Origin of the sequence: Candidimonas nitroreducens, from assembly GCF_002209565.1 — a bacterium.
Classification (GTDB): domain Bacteria; phylum Pseudomonadota; class Gammaproteobacteria; order Burkholderiales; family Burkholderiaceae_B; genus Candidimonas; species Candidimonas nitroreducens.
In genome coordinates this window covers 42463-60586 of sequence record NZ_NJIH01000021.1, presented here as the reverse complement: position 1 = coordinate 60586, position 18124 = coordinate 42463, and the positions used below count along the sequence as shown (strand labels likewise).

General features: G+C 65.4%; 20 protein-coding genes. 10 read left to right on the top strand and 10 right to left on the bottom strand.

Features of this window, described 5'->3' with window-relative positions:
- From CEY11_RS24710 to CEY11_RS24670, 9 genes are all read right to left on the bottom strand, one after another.
- On the bottom strand, positions 1-569 hold a 569-nt coding region (locus CEY11_RS24710), incomplete at its 3' end, for a branched-chain amino acid ABC transporter permease (protein ID WP_088606098.1).
- Between the two features lie 154 nt (positions 570-723).
- Positions 724-1941 carry an amino acid ABC transporter substrate-binding protein gene (locus CEY11_RS24705; protein WP_088606097.1) on the bottom strand — a complete coding sequence of 406 codons (1218 nt, stop codon included), beginning with the start codon at positions 1939-1941 and terminating at the stop codon, positions 724-726.
- 199 nt (positions 1942-2140) lie between these two features.
- Complete coding sequence (gene trxB / locus CEY11_RS24700; RefSeq protein WP_088606107.1) at positions 2141-3166, bottom strand: thioredoxin-disulfide reductase; 1026 nt, start codon at positions 3164-3166, stop codon at positions 2141-2143.
- 42 nt (positions 3167-3208) lie between these two features.
- On the bottom strand, positions 3209-4435 hold the full coding sequence (locus CEY11_RS24695; RefSeq protein WP_088606096.1) for a CaiB/BaiF CoA transferase family protein: 1227 nt from the start codon (positions 4433-4435) through the stop codon (positions 3209-3211).
- Positions 4436-4487: 52 nt separating this feature from the next.
- Entirely contained in the window at positions 4488-5066 is a 579-nt protein-coding gene (locus tag CEY11_RS24690) for a UGSC family (seleno)protein (protein ID WP_088606095.1), read from the bottom strand.
- 48 nt (positions 5067-5114) lie between these two features.
- Positions 5115-6233 carry a hypothetical protein gene (locus tag CEY11_RS24685; protein WP_088606094.1) on the bottom strand — a complete coding sequence of 373 codons (1119 nt, stop codon included), beginning with the start codon at positions 6231-6233 and terminating at the stop codon, positions 5115-5117.
- A gap of 232 nt (positions 6234-6465) precedes the next feature.
- The gene (locus tag CEY11_RS24680; protein ID WP_233155065.1) at positions 6466-8676 is read right to left on the bottom strand and encodes a sulfatase-like hydrolase/transferase; all 2211 of its coding nucleotides are present in this window, start codon (positions 8674-8676) and stop codon (positions 6466-6468) included.
- A gap of 172 nt (positions 8677-8848) precedes the next feature.
- Positions 8849-9175, bottom strand: a complete 327-nt coding sequence (locus CEY11_RS24675) for a DUF202 domain-containing protein (protein ID WP_088606092.1) — start codon at positions 9173-9175, stop codon at positions 8849-8851.
- A complete protein-coding gene (locus tag CEY11_RS24670; RefSeq protein WP_332888383.1) occupies positions 9168-9671 on the bottom strand; it encodes a YidH family protein in 504 nt (167 codons plus the stop codon). Before CEY11_RS24670 ends, CEY11_RS24675 begins: the two co-directional genes overlap by 8 nt.
- Before the next feature lie 328 nt (positions 9672-9999).
- On the opposite strand from CEY11_RS24670, the gene CEY11_RS24665 reads away from it, so the two are divergent.
- Positions 10000-11190: a formylglycine-generating enzyme family protein gene (locus CEY11_RS24665; protein WP_088606091.1), complete on the top strand. Its 1191-nt coding sequence runs from the start codon at positions 10000-10002 to the stop codon at positions 11188-11190.
- Between the two features lie 7 nt (positions 11191-11197).
- Positions 11198-11866, top strand: coding sequence for a prepilin peptidase (locus tag CEY11_RS24660; protein ID WP_233155064.1), 669 nt, complete (start codon positions 11198-11200; stop codon positions 11864-11866).
- Between the two features lie 6 nt (positions 11867-11872).
- On the opposite strand, the gene CEY11_RS24655 is transcribed toward CEY11_RS24660, so the two are convergent.
- Positions 11873-12343 (bottom strand): type II secretion system protein N, encoded by a 471-nt coding sequence (locus CEY11_RS24655; protein ID WP_233155063.1) that lies wholly within the window; start codon positions 12341-12343, stop codon positions 11873-11875.
- A gap of 182 nt (positions 12344-12525) precedes the next feature.
- On the opposite strand from CEY11_RS24655, the gene gspG reads away from it, so the two are divergent.
- The 8 genes from gspG to gspN are packed head-to-tail and all read left to right on the top strand — an operon-like array spanning position 12526 to position 18124.
- Positions 12526-12969, top strand: coding sequence for a type II secretion system major pseudopilin GspG (gspG, locus tag CEY11_RS24650; protein ID WP_088606090.1), 444 nt, complete (start codon positions 12526-12528; stop codon positions 12967-12969).
- On the top strand, positions 12938-13531 hold the full coding sequence (locus tag CEY11_RS24645; RefSeq protein WP_158215438.1) for a prepilin-type N-terminal cleavage/methylation domain-containing protein: 594 nt from the start codon (positions 12938-12940) through the stop codon (positions 13529-13531). The genes gspG and CEY11_RS24645 overlap by 32 nt, the downstream gene beginning before the upstream one ends.
- Positions 13528-13935 carry a type II secretion system minor pseudopilin GspI gene (gspI, locus tag CEY11_RS24640; RefSeq protein WP_088606088.1) on the top strand — a complete coding sequence of 136 codons (408 nt, stop codon included), beginning with the start codon at positions 13528-13530 and terminating at the stop codon, positions 13933-13935. The genes CEY11_RS24645 and gspI overlap by 4 nt, the downstream gene beginning before the upstream one ends.
- On the top strand, positions 13932-14600 hold the full coding sequence (locus CEY11_RS24635; RefSeq protein WP_088606087.1) for a PulJ/GspJ family protein: 669 nt from the start codon (positions 13932-13934) through the stop codon (positions 14598-14600). Before gspI ends, CEY11_RS24635 begins: the two co-directional genes overlap by 4 nt.
- Positions 14597-15589, top strand: a complete 993-nt coding sequence (gspK, locus tag CEY11_RS24630) for a type II secretion system minor pseudopilin GspK (RefSeq protein WP_233155062.1) — start codon at positions 14597-14599, stop codon at positions 15587-15589. The genes CEY11_RS24635 and gspK overlap by 4 nt, the downstream gene beginning before the upstream one ends.
- A gap of 20 nt (positions 15590-15609) precedes the next feature.
- Positions 15610-16770, top strand: coding sequence for a GspL/Epsl periplasmic domain-containing protein (locus CEY11_RS24625; RefSeq protein WP_158215437.1), 1161 nt, complete (start codon positions 15610-15612; stop codon positions 16768-16770).
- A complete protein-coding gene (gene gspM / locus CEY11_RS24620; RefSeq protein WP_158215436.1) occupies positions 16767-17360 on the top strand; it encodes a type II secretion system protein GspM in 594 nt (197 codons plus the stop codon). Before CEY11_RS24625 ends, gspM begins: the two co-directional genes overlap by 4 nt.
- Positions 17360-18124, top strand: coding sequence for a type II secretion system protein N (gene gspN / locus CEY11_RS24615; protein ID WP_088606084.1), 765 nt, complete (start codon positions 17360-17362; stop codon positions 18122-18124). The genes gspM and gspN overlap by 1 nt, the downstream gene beginning before the upstream one ends.

Sequence of the window (18124 nt, the reverse complement as noted above, 5' to 3'; positions counted from 1 at the left end):
GCGTACAGGTGGCGCGGCTCGACGCCGTACAGGCGCGCGGCCACCAGGTTCTGGGCGGTGGCGCGTATGGCGCGGCCCAGCCGCGAGCGCAGCAGGAAGTACCACATGCCCACGGTCAGAACCATGGCCACGCCGAAGGCGGCCAGGCGCACCACCGGGATGGTCAGCGGGCCCAGCGCGAAGTTGTTGCCGGCATAGCTGGGGTTGATGGTGCGGAAGTCCGCCGAGAAGACCAGTTGGGCCAGGTACGTCAGCACCACTTCCAGCCCGAAGGTGATGAGCAGCGTGTTGAACATGGGCGCGCGCGCGATCAGGTTCAACAGGCCGCGCTGCACGCCGTAGCCGACGCCGAACATGATGCAGGCCGTGATCGGCAGGCCCAGGAACGGGTCGATGTGCAGGTAGGTGAACAGGTGCCAGGAGATGTAGGCCCCCAGCATGATGAAAGCCCCGTGGGCCAGATTGACGATGTTCAACACACCCCATACCAGGGCCAGGCCGAGCGCCATGATGGCGTATAACCCCCCCTGCAGGATGCCGTTGACCAGGATCTGCAGCAGTAAATCCACGCTGGCTCCTATTTATTTTATGGATATCAAATAATAAGTTTGCCGGATCGGGCGTTGTGCGCCCGACCCGGCTTGGGAGACCAGGGGGCCGTTTTGCGCTTCCACCGCACCTTTAAGCAAGAACAGCCCGCATACCCGCGCAGACTCGCGCAACTCAGCGGCTCGACCAGGGCCGCATGGGGTATTGAGCGTGCCCGATAAAAGCACCGCCCTTGAAGACGGGCCGCACGGCTCCGCTCTGCACCTGAACGACGATCTGATCCAAGTCTATCTGCCCCGACGGGCTGAATTTGACTCTGCCGTACAGGCTGTCGAAATTGCTGGCGGCAATTGCATCGCGCACTTTCTTCGGATCCAGCGTATTGGCTTTCTCGATGGCGTTGGCAATGGTTTCTACTTCCGCCGCGCCCGACGCCGCGTGGTAATCGGGCTCGTATCCGTATTTGGTCTTGTACTCTGCCGCAAAGCTCTCGGCATCGCCGAACCAGCGGTCTTTGAGCGCCTTGCTGGGCAGCCATGCGGTCATGCCGAAGGCATAGTCGGCATCCTTGCCCAGGGCCTTGCGGAAGTCTTCGCTGGGCACCCCTACGGTGAACGCATACATCTTCGGGCTGACATTCAAGCTTTTCGCCTGGCGTAGGAAATTCAGGATTTCCGTCTCGTGCCCGCCCACCAGGATCGCGTCAACCTTCTTCGACTTGATCTGCGACAACAAGGCGCTGAAGTCGGTGGAATTAGTGTGATAGCGCTGGTTCATGACCACATGCAGCCCGGCCTTCTCAAGCATGGGGCCAGTGTGCTTCTGCAGCGTTACATCGAAGGAATCGTCGGCGCATAGCAAGGCCACCGACGTGGGCTTGGGATGCAGCTTGGTCAACATGGCCACGGTGCTGCGGAAGTAGCCGCTGCCCGGCGCCAGTGTGCCAAAAATATATTTGAAGCCGCGCGAGAAGATTTCGTCGGACGCCCCGCCGCCCTCCACCATCGGCACTTTATATTTTTCCGCAACGGCGGAGCTTGCAACGGTGAAGTTGCTTCCGTAGGGCCCGAGCAAGAAATTGACTTTATCGTGCGACACCAGCTGGGTGTACTGGCGCACGCCGAGATTGACGTCCGACTGGTTGTCGTACAGCTTCAGGGCCAGTTTGTAGGTCTTGCCGCCGACCTTCAGGCCGCCGGCGGCATTGATCTTCTCGACCGCCAGCTTGTATGCATCGGGGTAATATCGGCCTGTATTTGCGATAGGGCCGGTCAGCTGTACCGACGCACCCAGAACAATCTGAGCTTGCTCCGCCTGCACCGTGGATAAAGGGGCCAGCGCAAGCAAGCCGGCCAACGCCAGAGGCACAAAATATATTGAATTGAATGACATGTCTGTCTCATCCGGGCTCCTCCCGTGCAGCAGTCGAATTGCCGAAGATCCGTCAATTCGAATCACGTGCTCTTTGCGGCGCCCTCTCCTTGTGATTTTGCTATATGTCGAGCGGGGCCGTACCGACAAGCCGCCCACCTGTTTCGGTTTTCATACAAACCTGTTGCGTGTGATCACTGCATTCTTGGCATAGTGCTCCTTATGTGGCTATGGTTTCGGGGGGATATGCCGGCAGGGCCGCCGCCCCGCCGGTCTGTTCCAGGTATCGCTGGGCATCGAGAGCCGCCGCACAACCCGTCGCAGCCGAGGTGATCGCCTGGCGATATAAATGATCCTGTACGTCACCCGCTGCAAATACGCCGGGGACGCTGGTCATGGTGGTGAGAGCGCGATCCATTTCACCCGTCACCAGATAGCCTTCGCAGGTTTCCAGCTTGCCGGCGAAAATACCGGTGTTCGGGCTATGGCCGATCGCAATAAAACAGCCAGCCACCGCCAGCTCTTCGGTTGCGCCGGTCGCGGCGTCGCGCAGCCGCACTCCCGTCACGCCGGACGCATCGCCTAGCACCTCGTCCAGGACTCTGGAAGATTTAAAGACAATCTTGCCTTCTTGTATTTTCTTCTTCAGCTTTTCCACCATAAGGGCTTCCGCGCGCAATGCCTCCCGCCGATGGATCAGGTAGGTCGTGCGCGCGATATTCGACAGAAACAGGGCTTCCTCCACCGCCGTATTTCCTCCGCCCACGACGCATACGTCCTGCCCCCTGTAGAAAAACCCGTCGCAAGTGGCGCATCCGCTTACGCCACGCCCCTGGAACTCGGCTTCTGATGGCAGCCCGAGATATTTGGCCGATGCGCCGGTCGCAATAATCAGCGCATCACAGCTGTATGCATACGTCTCGCCGGCCAGCAAGAACGGCCGCGCCGCGAGATCCACGTCCTTGATATGGTCGAATACGATGTCCGCACCGAAACGGGCGGCATGCTTGCCCATCCGTTCCATCAACTCGGGGCCCTGCAGGCCGTCGATGTCACCCGGCCAATTATCCACATCCGTGGTGGTCATCAATTGGCCGCCTGGAGCCATGCCCGTGACCAGCACAGGGGCAAGATTGGCCCTGGCCGCATACAAGGCCGCGGTATAGCCCGCCGGCCCGGCCCCGACGATCAATACGCGGGCGTGCAGCCGCGCCGGGGCTTCGTTGTCGTTTTTACCAATTTGCATTTCCATGGTGCATGACTCTCTGTAGACCGCGTGGCCGGCCGATCAAACCCGGATGGCCCGGGCATTGGACAGTGCTTCGATTTCCGCACATGAAAGCCCCAGGCGCTCGCGCAGAACGGCGTGGGTATGTGCGCCGAGGCGCGGAGGCGCTTGCCGGTACTCCACCGGAGTCTCGGAAAGCCGCAAGGGATTCGCCACGAGCGAGACAGCCTCGGGCCCGCCGCCGGGCAGCTTGAATTGCATTTCCCGATGGCGCACATGGGGATCGTCGAAAACATCGCTCAGGCTGTTGATGGGCCCACAGGGAATACCGCCTTCCTCCAGGGCGATCGTCCACGCCCGTGTGCCGCGCCGGCGCATCACGCCTTGAATCAATCCCTGCAGCGTCTGCCGATGCGCGATGCGTTCGGCATTCGTAGAAAACCTGGGATCGTCCGCCCACTCGGGATGTCCGAGCGCCTCGCAGAAGCGCCGAAACTGCCCATCATTGCCCACGGCAACGATGATGTAGCCGTCCTTGGTTTGGAAATCCTGATACGGCACGATGTTCGGATGGGCGTTGCCCATGCGCTGCGGCGCTTTTCCGCTGACCAGGTAATTCATGGCCTGATTGGCCAGGCAGGCCACCTGTACGTCCAGCAAGGCCGCATCGATGTGCTGCCCGCAGCCCGTCTTGTCGCGGTGGGCGAGCGCCGCCAGGATGCCCACCGTCGCATACAGGCCGGTCAGGATGTCGGTCAGGGCGACCCCCACCTTTACCGGCCCGGCGCCGGGTTCCCCGTCCGGGCGGCCATTGAGGCTCATCAGCCCGCCCAGCCCCTGTATCAGAAAATCATAGCCCGGCCTGTGAGCATAAGGCCCGGTCTGGCCGAAACCCGTGATGGAACAATAGACAATGTCCGGCTTGACAGCCCTGATCGAGTCATAGTCGAGCCCATATTTCTTCAGCCCTCCCACCTTGAAATTTTCGATGACGACATCGCACTGCATGGCAAGTTTCCTGACGCAATCGCGGCCCGACTCATGGCGGATATCGATGGCCACGGACTTTTTGTTGCGGTTCGCCGCCAGGAAATAGGCCGACTGCGGCTCATCGCCCCACTGCGCATCGTGAGCCCAGGGCGGCCCCCAGGCCCGGGTATCGTCGCCGCTTCGCGCTTGCTCGACCTTGATGACTTCGGCCCCCAGATCGGCCAGCACCTGGCCGGCCCATGGGCCGGCCAGGACACGCGACAAATCCAGAACCCGCAAGTGTGACAAGGCACCCATACGACTCTCCCCCTATCGGCAGCTGGCGATGTCCATCCGTGCCCGGCCCGCGCTAGGCCAGCTCGGCGGTGACTTTCAACGGCTCTTTGGTGCCCAGCCAGACCTCTTGCGCCTGCGCCTGGATCTGCTGCACGCGCACGGCTACCTCGTCGGCCGTGATGGAGCTTACCGGGTGCGAAATGACCACGGGCTCTAGGGTACGCATCCCGACAGCCTGGCGCGTAAGTTCCGTTTCGCGCACGAATTCGGTGGTGACGATGGGCGCGCTGGGAATGCCGAGCTTTTCCAGGGCGATCGCATCGCGTATGCAGGCGGAGGTGCAGGAACCGCAATCGCCGATGGCGGTCAGCACCAGATCGTTTTCCGCGGCGATTTGGGCGATGAGTTCGGGCGAGGCGTCCTTGGAAAAGCTGTGCTTGGTGTAATAGTTGACGGCGGAGAATTCTATTTCGCTGCCCAGCGCCTGCGCCGCTCCGCGCAGCAATTTATTGGCATTCCACTTCGAGTTGTCCAGAATACCCAGGCGCAGCCCATCCAGCTTGCTCTTGCGCGCCGACAGCGGCAGGTTTTCAAAACGGATGCGGCCGCGCGGATCAAAAACTTCCACGCCTTCTTCAATTACGGTAGACATGATGCTCTCCAATTCAAAATTAACGCTATAAGGCACGCAGATGGTGGCCTAGAGGGCGCAGGCGCCGCCCACGCACTCGCCGCCATTGCCGCCCACGGCACTGCTGTCTATAGCCCGCAATACCGGCGTGCTCATGTGGCCCCAGCCCGGAATCAATACTGAAAACTGCCCTGCCTCGCCACCCATCACAAACAGGTGGATGTGGTCGGGCCCGGCGACGATGGGTATGCGGGTTTCGGGGTCGCGCTTGAAGTACTTGGGCAGATTGCGGTTGTAGACCTTGCCGTAGCGGTGGCCGTAGGCAAGATCGATGAAACGATTGCCGTGATTGTGGTAGAGGTAGTTGCGTATGTCCGAGCGCGACCATCCATATTTCGCAATGCGCCGCGCATGTTCCAGGCCCAGCACCACGGTGACGTGTCCGCTCAGAACCGCGCTGTTCGAGGCAATGGTGCTCATTGCCGAACACATGGTGTCCAGGATGCCTTCGGGGTCGTTGGCAACGTGATTGGTGACGCTGTGCGGGGCCTCTGCCGCAATGGCGAATACGGTTGAATCTTCGGGCTTGTAGCCGTGCTCCACATGGTACGGGGCCAGAGGGCTTTGCAGCTCGTTCTCGGCCACGCAATAGGTGTATTTCCCGGGGTGCCCGAGCGTGCTCTTGTCCAGGTCGCCGGGCCAGCCGCCGCCCACGTTCAGCATGATCAGCCTGACGGCGCGGCCTATGGTCGCATTGGCCCGGTTGCCGGATCCGAAGGCATTGCAGCCGCCATTCATGCCGATCTCGCGCGCAATCGGGCCGTTGACGATGATCAGCGGCGAGGCGACGTGCGTCGTGGCCTGCACGCCGTTCAGGTTGAAGGCTTGGTCGGTGATAGCTTTTACGGCCGCCAGCACCACGGGGGTGTACTCGGGCTTGCAGCCGGCCATCACCATATTGATGGCCAGCACTTCGCGCGTCAGCTCGCCCCATCTCGGGGCGATTTTTGCTTCGACATAGTCGGGATCGCCCCCCAGCCTGTCGACGATGGCGTCGATCTTCTGGCGTGTCGGGGGTACTACGGGCAAACCGTCGGTAAAGCCCTGCTCGAAATAGTGTTCTACCAGATCCAGACCTGGCGACACGCTGTCATAGGTGTCGTGTCGGCTACCTGCCAATGTATCCATTGCCTTGCTCCTGCGTTTGTTGTCGATGTCGATATCGACTAGCTTACGCAGTCAGGCTATTAATAACAATAATAATCTATTTACATTTATTATTGTTTTTTATGCATATATAACTAGCCGTGTGCAAGCACCACGGCGGGTGGTGGGCCGGGCCACGCCCCGGGGGCCTTGCCGGAAAAAGAAAGCCGGGCTTGCGCCCGGCCATTGATCAGTGCAGCGATCAATACAGCGATCAGTACAGCGAAGAGGTGGCCGCGCAGGGCTTGTTCAGGTTGGCCTGGATGACACTTTCGTCGAGGTTGTTGGTCAGACCATCGTGAACGCCGCCGATCAGCAAGTCGTACACGCTGGACAGGCCCCAATCGTGGGCGATGCGCGCCCAGTTCTTGAGATCCGCGGCATCGGTCTTGCCATCCAGATTGCCGTCTCCGGAGCATTCGGGGTTGGAGGCCAGCATCTTGTCCATCTTGGATTTCAAGTCGTCGTACACCGCCTGCACGTCGGCGTTGGCCGGCGGCAGCAGATCGCGGTCGGGCGTATCGAGCAAGGGAGTCGGCGTAGCCTCGTCGATCTGGAACATCTGCTCGGTGGTCTGGGACTCGATGGTGTCGGTGGACGGCACGTAGGCAAGACTGGTGTTGCGCACCAGCTTGTAGGTGTCGTTGCGGATGGCCGAAGAGGTTTCGGGCAGTATCGTGGCCTGCATGACGCTGCTGCCGTCCGATTGCTTGACATCAGACTTGTACAGGGCCTGGTTGACGGCCGCGCAGGTGGTATAGCCCACGCCGCCGTTGTCCACCACGGAAGGATCAGTGTAGCCCTTGCCCCACCAGATGCCCAGGTTGTCCTGGCACACGTTCTTGGTGGTGGGGATCTGCGTGCAGGTGGGATGATCGGCATCCGAGCCGGGGATCACGCAAGGCCCGTTGCGCCCGCCATTGGCCTGCAGATTGAAGCCGCTCATGGTGAAGTTGATGGTGCGCAGGCTGGGCTGATCGGGCTTGGTGAGGTACGACAGGATGCCCACCGAATCGAGCGTGCGCGGCACGGTCTTGTGCACGTCGATGCCGGCCAGCTCGCCGAAGAACTCGAACAGATCGACGGTATTGACCATGTGCTCGACCGCGCGGTCGGGCTGCACCACTTGCGGCCCGGCGATGATCAGAGGATCCCAGACGCCGGTCTGGTAGGTGGTGCCTTTGGCCTGGTCGGGCCGGAAAGGCGCCTTGACGGCCGAACCCAGGCTGCCGTTGTCGCCGACGATGACGACCACGGTGTTGCTGGCCGCAGGATCGTAGTGGAGGCTGCCGTCGGCATTGCGGGTGGCCAGGCCGGTTTCGACCATGAGGCGGCCGAATTCCGTGTCCATGGCTTCGGTCATCTGGTTCTGGATGAGCCGGCCGAATACCGAACTGGTACAGCTCCAAGTGTCGGAACCGGGGGCCTGCGCGCTCAGCAAGTCGCTGGGCGGCTGCTGCCACGGCGTATGGGCGGCGCTGAAGCTGACCGTCGCCATCCAGGGCTTGTCGTGGGGGCGTGCTTTGATCCAGTCGATGGCCGCATTGGTTTCGATCTCGGTGCGGTAGCCCCGCGAGCGCGGGTCGCTGAGCGGTACTTCTTCGACCTTGCCATTCTCGATGATGACCAGCGGCGATACGTAATAGGCGTTTTCGCGAGTGAAGTTCAGGCCGGCCGGCGGCGTGCCGCAGCTGGCGTTGGGCACGAAGATGCCGCCCGAATGCAGGCATTGCAAACCGGCCGCGTCCTGCTCGGGAGAGCTGCGCGTGACGACGGCACAGCTGTTGTCGGCCTGGTAGCAGGCGCCTGTCTTGGCGCCGCCGGTAAAGTCGATGCCCGGCACGAAACCACAGCTGTACGTGCCCTCGGGGGCCACGCCGCCGGCCGTGGTGTCGATAGAGCCCGGCAGCCCGCCTATCCAGCCGTAGAAATAGTCCCAGCCGAGCTGGCTGGGCGTGGAGTTGCCCGCTTCGTTGTTGTCAGGCCCGGCCAGATGGAACTTGCCGAACATGGCGCTTTCGTAATTGGCGCTCTTGAGCAGCTTGGGGGTGGTGGTGTCGTAGGGGGAAATCTGTGAATTGGCCAGGTCGCTGGGGCCGATGGCCTGATAGATGTGGGTGCGCAGCGGATAGCGCCCGACGAAGAATGCCGCACGCCCCGGCGAACATTCGGGCATGGACCAGGTATTGCGGAAGCGCACCCCGGCGGCGGCAACGGCGTCGATATTGGGCATTTTCGGCGGAACCGTGCCGCCGTAGCCGAACGACTTCATCTGATCGATGCCGACGTCGTCCATGATGACGAAAAGTATATTGGGATGAGTGGCGTCGTTCGAGGCCGTATCGCCGCCGCTACCGCCGTCGCACGCAGTCAGTGTCAATGCGGCGCAAGCGGCCATTACAACTGCTGGAAATTTTTTGCTCAAGTCTCTTTCCCCTAAAGCCGGCTTGGCTGACATGCATTGCCGACCAACCTGCCGCCATCGGCTGTTTTACCGAGACTGTAGCAGAATCGTTTCGATTTGACACTTATTCTGTTACATATCTTCCCGCCAGGCTCGGGTTTAATGACTTTAAAGTCCAGCCCGCAGGCGCCGGCTATAGCGGCGAGCTCCAGAGCAATATTCCCAGCAAGGCAACGCAACACGCGCCGAACGCCAGAATCGCGTGAAAGGCAATCGCACGTTCGCCGACGATGGGGGGAACGCCGGCATCGAAGAATACTTTTTGCCTGGAAGTCACCACCCAATACCCGAACGCCGCGGCCAGAATCAAGATGGAAGCCGCGATCGTCAGCCACAGCTGATGACGCAAAAATCCGGCGCGCAGCAGCAAGAACGCATTGGCCAGCAACGCCAATGAGGTTCTTTTCCAGGAAAGCAATGTGCGTTCCGGCTGCAGCCCCGGGTCGGAATGATTAGGCAAGAACCAGGGCTCCGATGGTGACTGAAATCGCGATCAGCAACAGGGCCGCCACCAGCAGCGTTATGGAATGCGGCAGGGTCACCCGGTTGCGCATTGCGATTTCGTTCGCGCGCCATCTGAAGTACGCCAGTCCGGCAAAGCACCCGGCGACCAGAACCAGACCCACGGCCACCGCTTTTGCCAGGGCCTGGGGGTGCGAAACCTCCAGCTGATCCAGAAGTACGGCCGCTGCCAGCAATGCCAAGGATGTGCGTATCCAGGCCAGGAAGGTACGTTCGTTCGCCAGAGAGAATCGATAATCGGGATCGTCCCCCTGCTCCCGCCATGAAGGTTTTTTTATCATTGAGGCCGCTTTAAAAATCCCCTGAACAAGTCCCCGCGCCGCAAGCATCCGAGGCTTCGGCCGTCTGCGGCGCTGCAAACCGCGCCGCGCCGCGGCCGGCCCAAACTGCTTCGCTCCTGCGGCCGGTGTATTTTGCCATTTTCGGGATGGCATGCAAATCGCGGCTCATTTCCGACGGCAAAGCAGGGCTGCGGCAGCGGGCCGCGGCGCACGATCCGATTCCCCGAAGGGCCGGGACTTGCACTTAGTCTCGCAGTCAAGTACCTTCACAAAGAAAGACAAAACACTACAAAAAGCCGGCGATTGCATCCATTGCCGGTTGCCGCAATTCACCTGGGAAAGCAAATCTTGAACCAAACAGCCCAAGCCCGCCCGGCTGCGGCCCAAGCGGCGCCGGCGCCGCGCAGGAGCGCGGCACGTGCTGGCGGGCCCGCCCCGGCCAAGAAGCTCGGCGGCACCATGAGTCATCGCAAGGCAATTTATGGCGTTCACTAGCACTCCTCGCAATATTCCGCGCAAATGGCTGCTTGCCGCCGGCGGGGCTCTGGCGGCCTCGCTGACGGTCGCCGGGGCCTATGCCTGGTACGGCTTCGACGCAACGCCGTCGTCCGGAACCCACGGCAAGCCGCCGGTCGTCATACTCGGCGATGGCGCGACCACGCCCAAGGGCATGGCCTGGATTCCGCCGGGGGTGTTCCAGATGGGCAGTGACAGCAAGATGGCGCGCACCGACGAAAAACCGGCGCACCCGGTGCGCGTGCAAGGTTTCTGGATGGACGTGACGGACGTCACCAACGACCAGTTCGCCGCATTCGTGCACCAAACCGGCTATGTGACGACGGCCGAACAGAAGCCCGACTGGAACGCCATCCGCGTGCAGCTTCCGCCGGGCACGCCCAAGCCGCCCGACGACGTGCTGGTGCCGGGCGGCATGGTGTTCGTCGGCACCGCCAAACCCGTCAGGCTCACCGATTACAGCCAGTGGTGGCGCTATGTGCCGGGGGCCGACTGGCGCCACCCGCAAGGGCCGGGCAGCTCCATCGAAGGCAAGGGCGACTACCCGGTGGTGCAGATCAGCTACACAGACGTGCAGGCCTACGCGAAATGGGCTGGCAAGCGCATGCCCACCGAGGCCGAATGGGAACACGCGGCGCGCGGCGGGCTGGAACAGGCCGACTACGCCTGGGGCAACCAGCTCGAACCCGACGGCAAGCCCATGGCCAATTACTGGGACAGCAGCCGCCCGCCCTTCCCCGTGGTCGATCCGCGCAGCGGCGCCGTGGGTACCATGCAGGTCAAGTCCTTCCTGCCCAACGGCTACGGGCTGTACGACATGACCGGCAACGTCTGGCAATGGGTGGCCGACTGGTACGACGCGCGCTATTTCGCCAAGCAGGCCCAGTCCGCAAAGGGCAAGCCCATCGACGACCCGCGCGGGCCGGACACGTCCTACGACCCGTCCACGCCGGGCGTGCCGGTGCACGCGCCGAAGCGGGTGATCCGCGGCGGCTCGTTCCTGTGCAATGAAAGCTATTGCCTGTCGTATCGGCCCAGTGCACGCATGGCGGCCGACCCCGACAGCCCGATGTCGCACATCGGCTTTCGCCTGGTGCAAGACGCGCCGGCGCCGACGGCGGCCTATGTAGCGGCGGCAAGCCGGCGGCCGGGCTAGCCTGGCAATGTGGGCGGTATGGCACATCGACACGGCAGCGGCGCTGCTGGCGGCCAGCGGCCTGGCGCTGGCGCTGGCGGTGCCGCTGAGCATGGCGGCCTGGCGGCTGCCGCGGGCCCTGGGCGCCGTCACGTCGGCGATGCCGTCGGTCGCGCACCGGCGCCTGCGCCTCGCGTTCCTGGCGGCGGGCCCGCTGCTGGCCATGTGCTGCGCCTGGCGCTTCGGCGCCACCGGCGCGGCGGCCGCGGCCATAGTCTGCGCCATGGTCTTGCTGGCGCTGGCCTGGATCGACGCGGAAACCGGCCTGCTGCCCGACCGCCTGACGATCCCCCTGTTATGGCTCGGGCTGCTGGTCAATCTGCATGACACGTTCGCCCCGCTGGCCGACGCGGTCGTGGGAGCCGCAGCGGGCTATCTGACGCTGTACTGCGTGCAGGCGCTGTTCTTGTGGCTCACGGGGCGGCACGGCCTGGGTTTCGGCGATTGCAAACTGCTGGCCGCATTGGGCGCCTGGCTGGGCTGGGCATCGCTGCCCAGGGTGCTGCTGGCTGCCGCCATGCTGGGCCTGGCCGTGGCGCTGGCGCGCCGCCTGGCGGGCAATCTGGCCGCGGGCGCGGCCGTCAGCTTCGGCCCCTACCTGGCCGCGGCGGGCCTGGCGGCGCTGCTCGGACTATAGCGGGAATCAATGATGGGCGCTTTGCTTTCCCACCGGAACGAAACCATTGGCGGGCAGGGCCTGTTCAGGGGCCGCAACCTCTTCGACCAGGCCATCCTGGCCGATGGAGACGGCATTCGCACGCACCGCCACCAGCGTGACTCCGGGCGCAAGCGACTCTCCTACGTGATAGGCCTCGGCGGCGCCGCCATTGATGGACAGCAGCGCGGTGCCGCGCTCTCCTGCGGCAATCAGCCCGACGACTTTCAGGCGCAGCCGCGAACTGGCGCCGCCGAACCAGCCGACCAGCGGCTCGATGCTTTGCCCGGGCGCGGCGCCTTCGGCGAGCATGGGCGGGGCCGCGGCCGGCCGCGGCGCCAGCAGCAAGGCGCCCCACAAGCCTGCGCCGCAGGCAAGAGCCAGCATCGCAAGCCCCTGCAGCAGGCGCGGGCCTTGCGGGCGCAGCCATTGGGCGAACACGGAAATAGCGGCGGTCATGGGGCTCCGGTCTGTGACGGTACGTGCGCGCAGTATAGTGCGTCTGCGCCGCGCGCGGCACCACCTTCGCCACCGCTCGCCGCCGCTGCCGGGGCATTTCCCCCGCTACCATGCTTTGCCTTGTTCCCTGCTTCCTTCCCTGGCCCGCGCCTCGCGGCGCGTGGCCGCACCAACGATACGCCATGACGACCCGCAAGCTTTCATCCTACGCAAGACCGGCACTCTCCGCCCCTGGCCAACGCGGCTTTTCACTGATCGAGATCATGGTGGTGGTAGTCATCATGGGCGTGCTGGCGGCGCTGATCGTACCCAATGTCATGGAACGGCCCGACCAGGCGCGGGTCATCGCCACCCGCCAGGACGTGGGCGCCATCATGCAGGCGCTCAAGCTGTACCGGCTGGATCACGGCCGCTATCCCAGCACCGAGCAAGGGCTGGAGGCGCTGGTCAGCACGCAGGGCGGCAAATCGGGCTACATGGATCACATCCCCAAAGATCCGTGGGGCACGCCCTATCAGTATCTCAATCCCGGTGTGCACGGCGAGATCGACGTATTTTCGCTGGGCGCCGATGGCCGGCCCGGAGGTGAAGGCTTTGACAGCGACATCGGCTCCTGGTCGCATTGAGGCTGCGCGCAAGGGCGCAAACCCCCAGCGCGGCTTTACGCTGCTGGAGATGATGGTGGTGCTGCTCATCATAGGCATCGCCACGGCCGCGGCCAGCGTCTCGATGCTGGGCAACCCGCAGGCGCGCAAGCTGCGCGAAGACGGGCAGCGCCTGGCGCAACTGTTCATCGTGGCTCAGACCACGGCCATGTCCAGCGGCGACACGCTGATCTGGCGCTACGCGGCGGGCGGCTACGACTTCGTGCGCCTGCCGCGGCAACTGGTATTGCCGGCACGCCTGGCGGCCCGCGGCGCCGCCGCGCCGGCCACGGTCATTGGCGGCGACTCGCCGCTGCGGGCCCGCCGCTGGAGCACGGACGACCCGGTATCCGTGTCAGTGACTCCCGACGTGCAGATAGTATTCGATGCCGACTGGGTGCATGCACCGCTGGACATCCTCCTGCAGGCGGGCGGCCATACGGTGCACCTGCTGCGGCTCGGTGACGGCCGCTACGTAGTGCGCACGCTGGACGATCCGCCCGACGCCGCGCGGCATCCTCCCCAGGATCGGGCGCGCTCATGAGGCGAACCGGCCACAACCCCGCCCGGCACGCCGCGGCGCGCGGCGATGCGCAGCGCGGTTTCACGCTGATCGAGGTGCTGGTGGCGCTGGCCATCGTGGGCATCGCGCTGGCAGCCAGCGTCAGGGCACTGAGCACGGGGGTCAACGGCGTGCGCAACCTGCAGCAGCGCAGCCTGGCCACGCAGGCGGCCGAAAACACGCTGGCCGAAATGCGCCTGCAGGGCAGCTTCCCGGCACCCGGGCGGCAAAGCCTGCCCTGCCCCCAGGGCCCGCTGGCGCTGCGCTGCGAACTGCTGGTGCAATCCACACCGAACTACCGCTTCCGGCGCGTGACCGTGCGCGCGCGGCTCGGCGACGGCCCGGTGCTGGCCGAGATCGACGGACTGGCCTCGAAACTGCCATGAGCCAGGCTGCCTACCCCCAACAAGGCTTCACCTTGATCGAGGTGCTGGTTGCCCTGACGCTGCTGGCCTTGGTCAGCCTGATGTCCTGGCGCGGGCTGGACGCCGCGCAGCACGTCGGCGAGCGGCTCGACGCCCGGGCGCAAGACACGCTGGCCATGGTGCGCGCGCTGGGGCAGATCGCGCGCGACGTGCGCCTGCGTCCGGGGCCGGGCGTGCTGCCGGACACGGATCTGGCGCCCGCCGATGCCGCCGGGCCGGCGCATAACGGCGCGGCGCAGCCGGCACTGCCGCCGGGCATGGACTGGTCGGCGCAAACCGGCCTGGGCATGGTGCGCGCGGCGGGCGATGGCCGCTGGCAGCGCCTGCACTGGTACTTGCGGGACGGGATCCTGTACCGCTCCGTTGCGGCGCCCTCGTACCTCTGGCCCTTGCCCGATGTCGAGGCGCCTGTCGCGGTGCTGCATGGCGTGCGCGCGTTTGCCGTGCGCCTGTGGCTACCCGGGCTGGGCTGGGCCGACGCCACGGCGCCGGCCAACGCCGCGCCCGCTACTGCGGCGCGCACTACGACGGCTCCATCCGGCTCCGCCACCGGGCTGGAGGTTTCCATATACACACAAGACGGCGACGCCAGGCAGCCGTACCGCAAAGTCGTGGTGCTGCGATGATCGGCGCCCAAGCCAAGCACGCCGCCGGTACCGGAACCAGAGCCGCTACGGAAACCGGCAGTATGGGTGGCGGCGCCGGCGACCCGAACCTGGCTGCCGCCCGGGCGCCGCAGCGCGGCATGGCCATCATCGCCGCCCTGCTGGTGGTGATCGCGGCGGCGGCTCTCGCCACTTCGGTGATACAGCGCCAAAGCGTGCTGGCCGACGTACTGCAGATCGAACGCAACCGGGCGCAGGCGGACTGGCTGCTGCGCGGCGGCCTGGATTGGTCGCGGGTCGTTCTGCAGATGGACGCGCAAAACAACCCCACCACGCGGCGCGACGGCCTATGGGCCACACCCATCGCCGACTTGCCGGTCGGCCCGTCGGCCAACCCCAATCAGGCGCTGTTTTCGGGGCAGATCGAGGACGCGCAGGGCAAATTCAATTTGTACAACCTCGCCAAGGGCGGCAGCGTCGATGCCCGCCAGCTGGCAGCGCTGCAGTCTCTGCTGCAGTGGCTGAGCCTGGATCCGGGCCTGGCGCAGGACATGGCCGCACGCGTGGCCGCCGCCCAGTCCATCGCCGGCAGTCCGCCGCAGGCGGTCGGGCTGCAAGGCATCGGCGACCTGAGCGCCCTGGACGGCTTCACGCCCGAGGTGATCGACGCCTTGCAGCCGTACCTGACGTATCTCCCCGCCGTTACGCCGATCAATGTCAATACGGCTTCTGCCGAAGTGCTGGGCGCAGTGGTCGGCTCGCTGGGTCTGGCCGGAGCGCGCGAACTAGTGGCTCAACGCGACAGGGGGCAGTGGTTCGTCAATCACGGCGACTTCGTCAATCGCGTGTCCAGGCTCGGCCCGGGCGAGGCGCAGCGCATCGCCGTTCGCAGCGACTGGTTTCGCGTCGCCGGCAGCGTCACCGTGGATGGTACGATTGTCAGCCTTCGGGCCTTGCTACATCGCGACAAAGAGGGGTCGTCTGAAGCCCGCTGGATACATTATCAATGAAAAAAATCACGAGACAACACATGCGGCTGGCACTAGAGCCCTTGTCCAGCCTGCAGGCCGACACCCCCGTGGACTACGCCCTGATCGGGCGTGACGGGCGCCTGACGCGCGACGGCCGGGCGCCGCTGCGCCAGCTCGGCGCCTTGGCGCGCACCTGGCCCGCCTACGCCATCCTGCATGAGTCAGATGCCATCGTCACGCGCGTGACCGTGCCGCCGGTGCCGGTGAAACGCCTGCGTCCGGCGGTGCTCGCCACCATCGAACCGATGGCGCTGTCCGATATAGAAGAACTGGCCGTGGGCCACGGCCCGCAAGCCGTGGACGGCGGCGTCACGGTGGCCTGGGCTTCGCGCGGCGCGCTGCGCCGCGCCTGGGCTACGATGGCCGCGGCGGGGCTCACCGTGGCGGGCTTCGTGCCGCGCCAGTTGCTGCGGCCGCAGGCGGGCTCGGGCACCGGCGCAGGCGGCACGGGCGGCACAAGCGATACGGGCAGCACGAGCAGCATAGGCAACACAGGCGACACAATCGACACAGGCGACAAACACGATGCGGGCAGCGCGATGGCCTGGCTGGCGCCGCTGCCGGACTGGAGCCTGCACGACGCCATCCCGCGGCCCACGGCCGGGCTGGGGCGCTGGCGCCGCGCGCTGGCCTGGACGGGCGCGGCCGCGGCGCTCTGGATCGTGGGCTTGAACATCTATGCCCTGCAGCGCGGCTCGCAGCTCAAGGCCTTGCGGCAGGCCATGACGGATGCCGTCGCCCAGGCCTTTCCCAAGATTCCCGTGATCATCGATCCGCTACGCCAGGCGCAGCAGCAGCGCGACGCGCTGTCACGCGCGCAGGGCTGGGCCGCCACCGACGACTTCATGCCCCTGGCGCTGGCCACGGCGCGAGTGCTGGGCTTTGCGCAAAGCCACGTGCGCGCGCTGCGTTACGACAAAGGCGTGCTGACCCTGACGCTGGCGGACGGTTTCGTGCCGCCGGCCAACGAAGCGGCCCTGGCGCAAACGGCAGCGGTGCAGCGCGTGCTGCTGGAAAAAGATGCCGCGCAGCCTCAGGTATGGCACGTGCGCCGGCCCGGAACAAGCGGCGCGCAGAATGCGCATGGCGCCGCCGCGCACGGGCGCGCGCCGGCCCGCGACGGGCGGACGCGGCTGAATACACAGGCCAGCCTGCCATGACGGCCGCAACACGACTGCGGGCAGTGCTGGCACTCGGGCACGAGCGCTACGCCCCCCTGGCGAACCGGATGCGCGCCGCCTGGCAGCAGCGGACTCTACGCGAACGGCGTCTGCTGTCTGGCGCCGCGCTACTGCTGGCCGCACTGCTGCTGTGGCAGGCCGGCCTGCGCCCGGCCATCGACACAATACGCGACGCGCGCCGGCAACTGCCCGTGCTGCAGGCCCAGGCGGCGCAATTGCACACGGTGATCATCGAAGCCCAGGCGCTGGGCCGCCGGCGCGCCAGCACCCTGCCCGCTGGCGCCACGGCCCAGGCCCTGCAGGCGGGCCTGCACAACGCGGGGCTGAATGAGGTCGGCCATTTCAGCGCGCAGCCGAACGCCGCGGCTGACGCAGCGCAATGGCGGATATCCTTCACCCGGGCTCCGGCCGGCAAGGTCATGGCCTGGCTGGCCGGCCTGCCCGCCATTGCCCAGGTGCAGGTCAAGGCGCTGGAACTGGCGCGCAGCACCGTGGCCGGACGCGAACAGCCGGGGTTGCTCGACGGCGACGTGCTGCTCGGCCTGCCCGACAAGGCCGAGGCCTCGTGATGCGGCCGGCCAGACTCCTGAAACTGGGGCTGCTGATCGCGGCGGGCTGCGCGACGGCGCTGTACATACTGCCGGCACGCTGGGTCATGGCCTGGATACCGGAGTCGTCTCCGGTGATGGTCACCGACGCCACCGGTACGCTGTGGTCGGCGCGCGCAACCCTGGCGGTCGGCGCGCCGGGCCTGCGCCGCACGCTGCCGGATCCGCTGCAGTGGCGGCTGAGCTTTGCCGGCGGCCCGCATCTGGAACTCAGGCACCCGTGGCTGCGCGGCCCGCTCGAACTGTCGCCGTCCTGGCGCGGCATACATATATCGAGCCAGTCCCTGCAGCTGCCCGCGACCGCGCTGACGACGGCACATGCCTTGCTCAACGCACTGGATCCGGGCGGCACCGTGCAGGTCGAATGGCCGGCGCAAACGCTGGGATGGGGTGCGCTGCCGACGGACGGCGACGGCCGCGTGCTGACGCTGCAATGGCACAACGCATCGTCCTCGCTGTCGAGCATCAAGCCTTTCGGCGACTACACCTTGCTGCTGAGCCGCAGCGCCGGCCGCTCCCTGGATCTGAGCCTGAAGACCGACCGCGGGCCTCTGATGCTGGCGGGCCGCGGCACGCTGCCGCGCTCGGGCCGGGCCCGCTTCGACGGCGAGGCCTGGGCCGATCCGTCCGCCCCTCCCGGCACCCGCGCGGCGCTGCGCGGCGTACTGCATGCGCTCGGCCCGAACATAGACCAGCAGGGCAAGACCCGCTTACGAGTCCGTTAG

Bases quoted from the DNA above. Each gene is read 5' to 3' on its own strand.
- CEY11_RS24705 (WP_088606097.1), bottom strand. From the start codon at position 1,941: ATGTCATTCAATTCAATATATTTTGTGCCTCTGGCGTTGGCCGGCTTG.
- trxB (WP_088606107.1), bottom strand. From the start codon at position 3,166: ATGCAAATTGGTAAAAACGACAACGAAGCCCCGGCGCGGCTGCACGCC.
- CEY11_RS24695 (WP_088606096.1), bottom strand. From the start codon at position 4,435: ATGGGTGCCTTGTCACACTTGCGGGTTCTGGATTTGTCGCGTGTCCTG.
- CEY11_RS24690 (WP_088606095.1), bottom strand. From the start codon at position 5,066: ATGTCTACCGTAATTGAAGAAGGCGTGGAAGTTTTTGATCCGCGCGGC.
- CEY11_RS24685 (WP_088606094.1), bottom strand. From the start codon at position 6,233: ATGGATACATTGGCAGGTAGCCGACACGACACCTATGACAGCGTGTCG.
- CEY11_RS24670 (WP_332888383.1), bottom strand. From the start codon at position 9,671: ATGCCATCCCGAAAATGGCAAAATACACCGGCCGCAGGAGCGAAGCAG.
- CEY11_RS24665 (WP_088606091.1), top strand. From the start codon at position 10,000: ATGGCGTTCACTAGCACTCCTCGCAATATTCCGCGCAAATGGCTGCTT.
- CEY11_RS24660 (WP_233155064.1), top strand. From the start codon at position 11,198: ATGTGGGCGGTATGGCACATCGACACGGCAGCGGCGCTGCTGGCGGCC.
- CEY11_RS24655 (WP_233155063.1), bottom strand. From the start codon at position 12,343: ATGACCGCCGCTATTTCCGTGTTCGCCCAATGGCTGCGCCCGCAAGGC.
- gspG (WP_088606090.1), top strand. From the start codon at position 12,526: ATGACGACCCGCAAGCTTTCATCCTACGCAAGACCGGCACTCTCCGCC.
- gspI (WP_088606088.1), top strand. From the start codon at position 13,528: ATGAGGCGAACCGGCCACAACCCCGCCCGGCACGCCGCGGCGCGCGGC.
- CEY11_RS24635 (WP_088606087.1), top strand. From the start codon at position 13,932: ATGAGCCAGGCTGCCTACCCCCAACAAGGCTTCACCTTGATCGAGGTG.
- gspK (WP_233155062.1), top strand. From the start codon at position 14,597: ATGATCGGCGCCCAAGCCAAGCACGCCGCCGGTACCGGAACCAGAGCC.
- CEY11_RS24625 (WP_158215437.1), top strand. From the start codon at position 15,610: ATGCGGCTGGCACTAGAGCCCTTGTCCAGCCTGCAGGCCGACACCCCC.
- gspM (WP_158215436.1), top strand. From the start codon at position 16,767: ATGACGGCCGCAACACGACTGCGGGCAGTGCTGGCACTCGGGCACGAG.
- gspN (WP_088606084.1), top strand. From the start codon at position 17,360: ATGCGGCCGGCCAGACTCCTGAAACTGGGGCTGCTGATCGCGGCGGGC.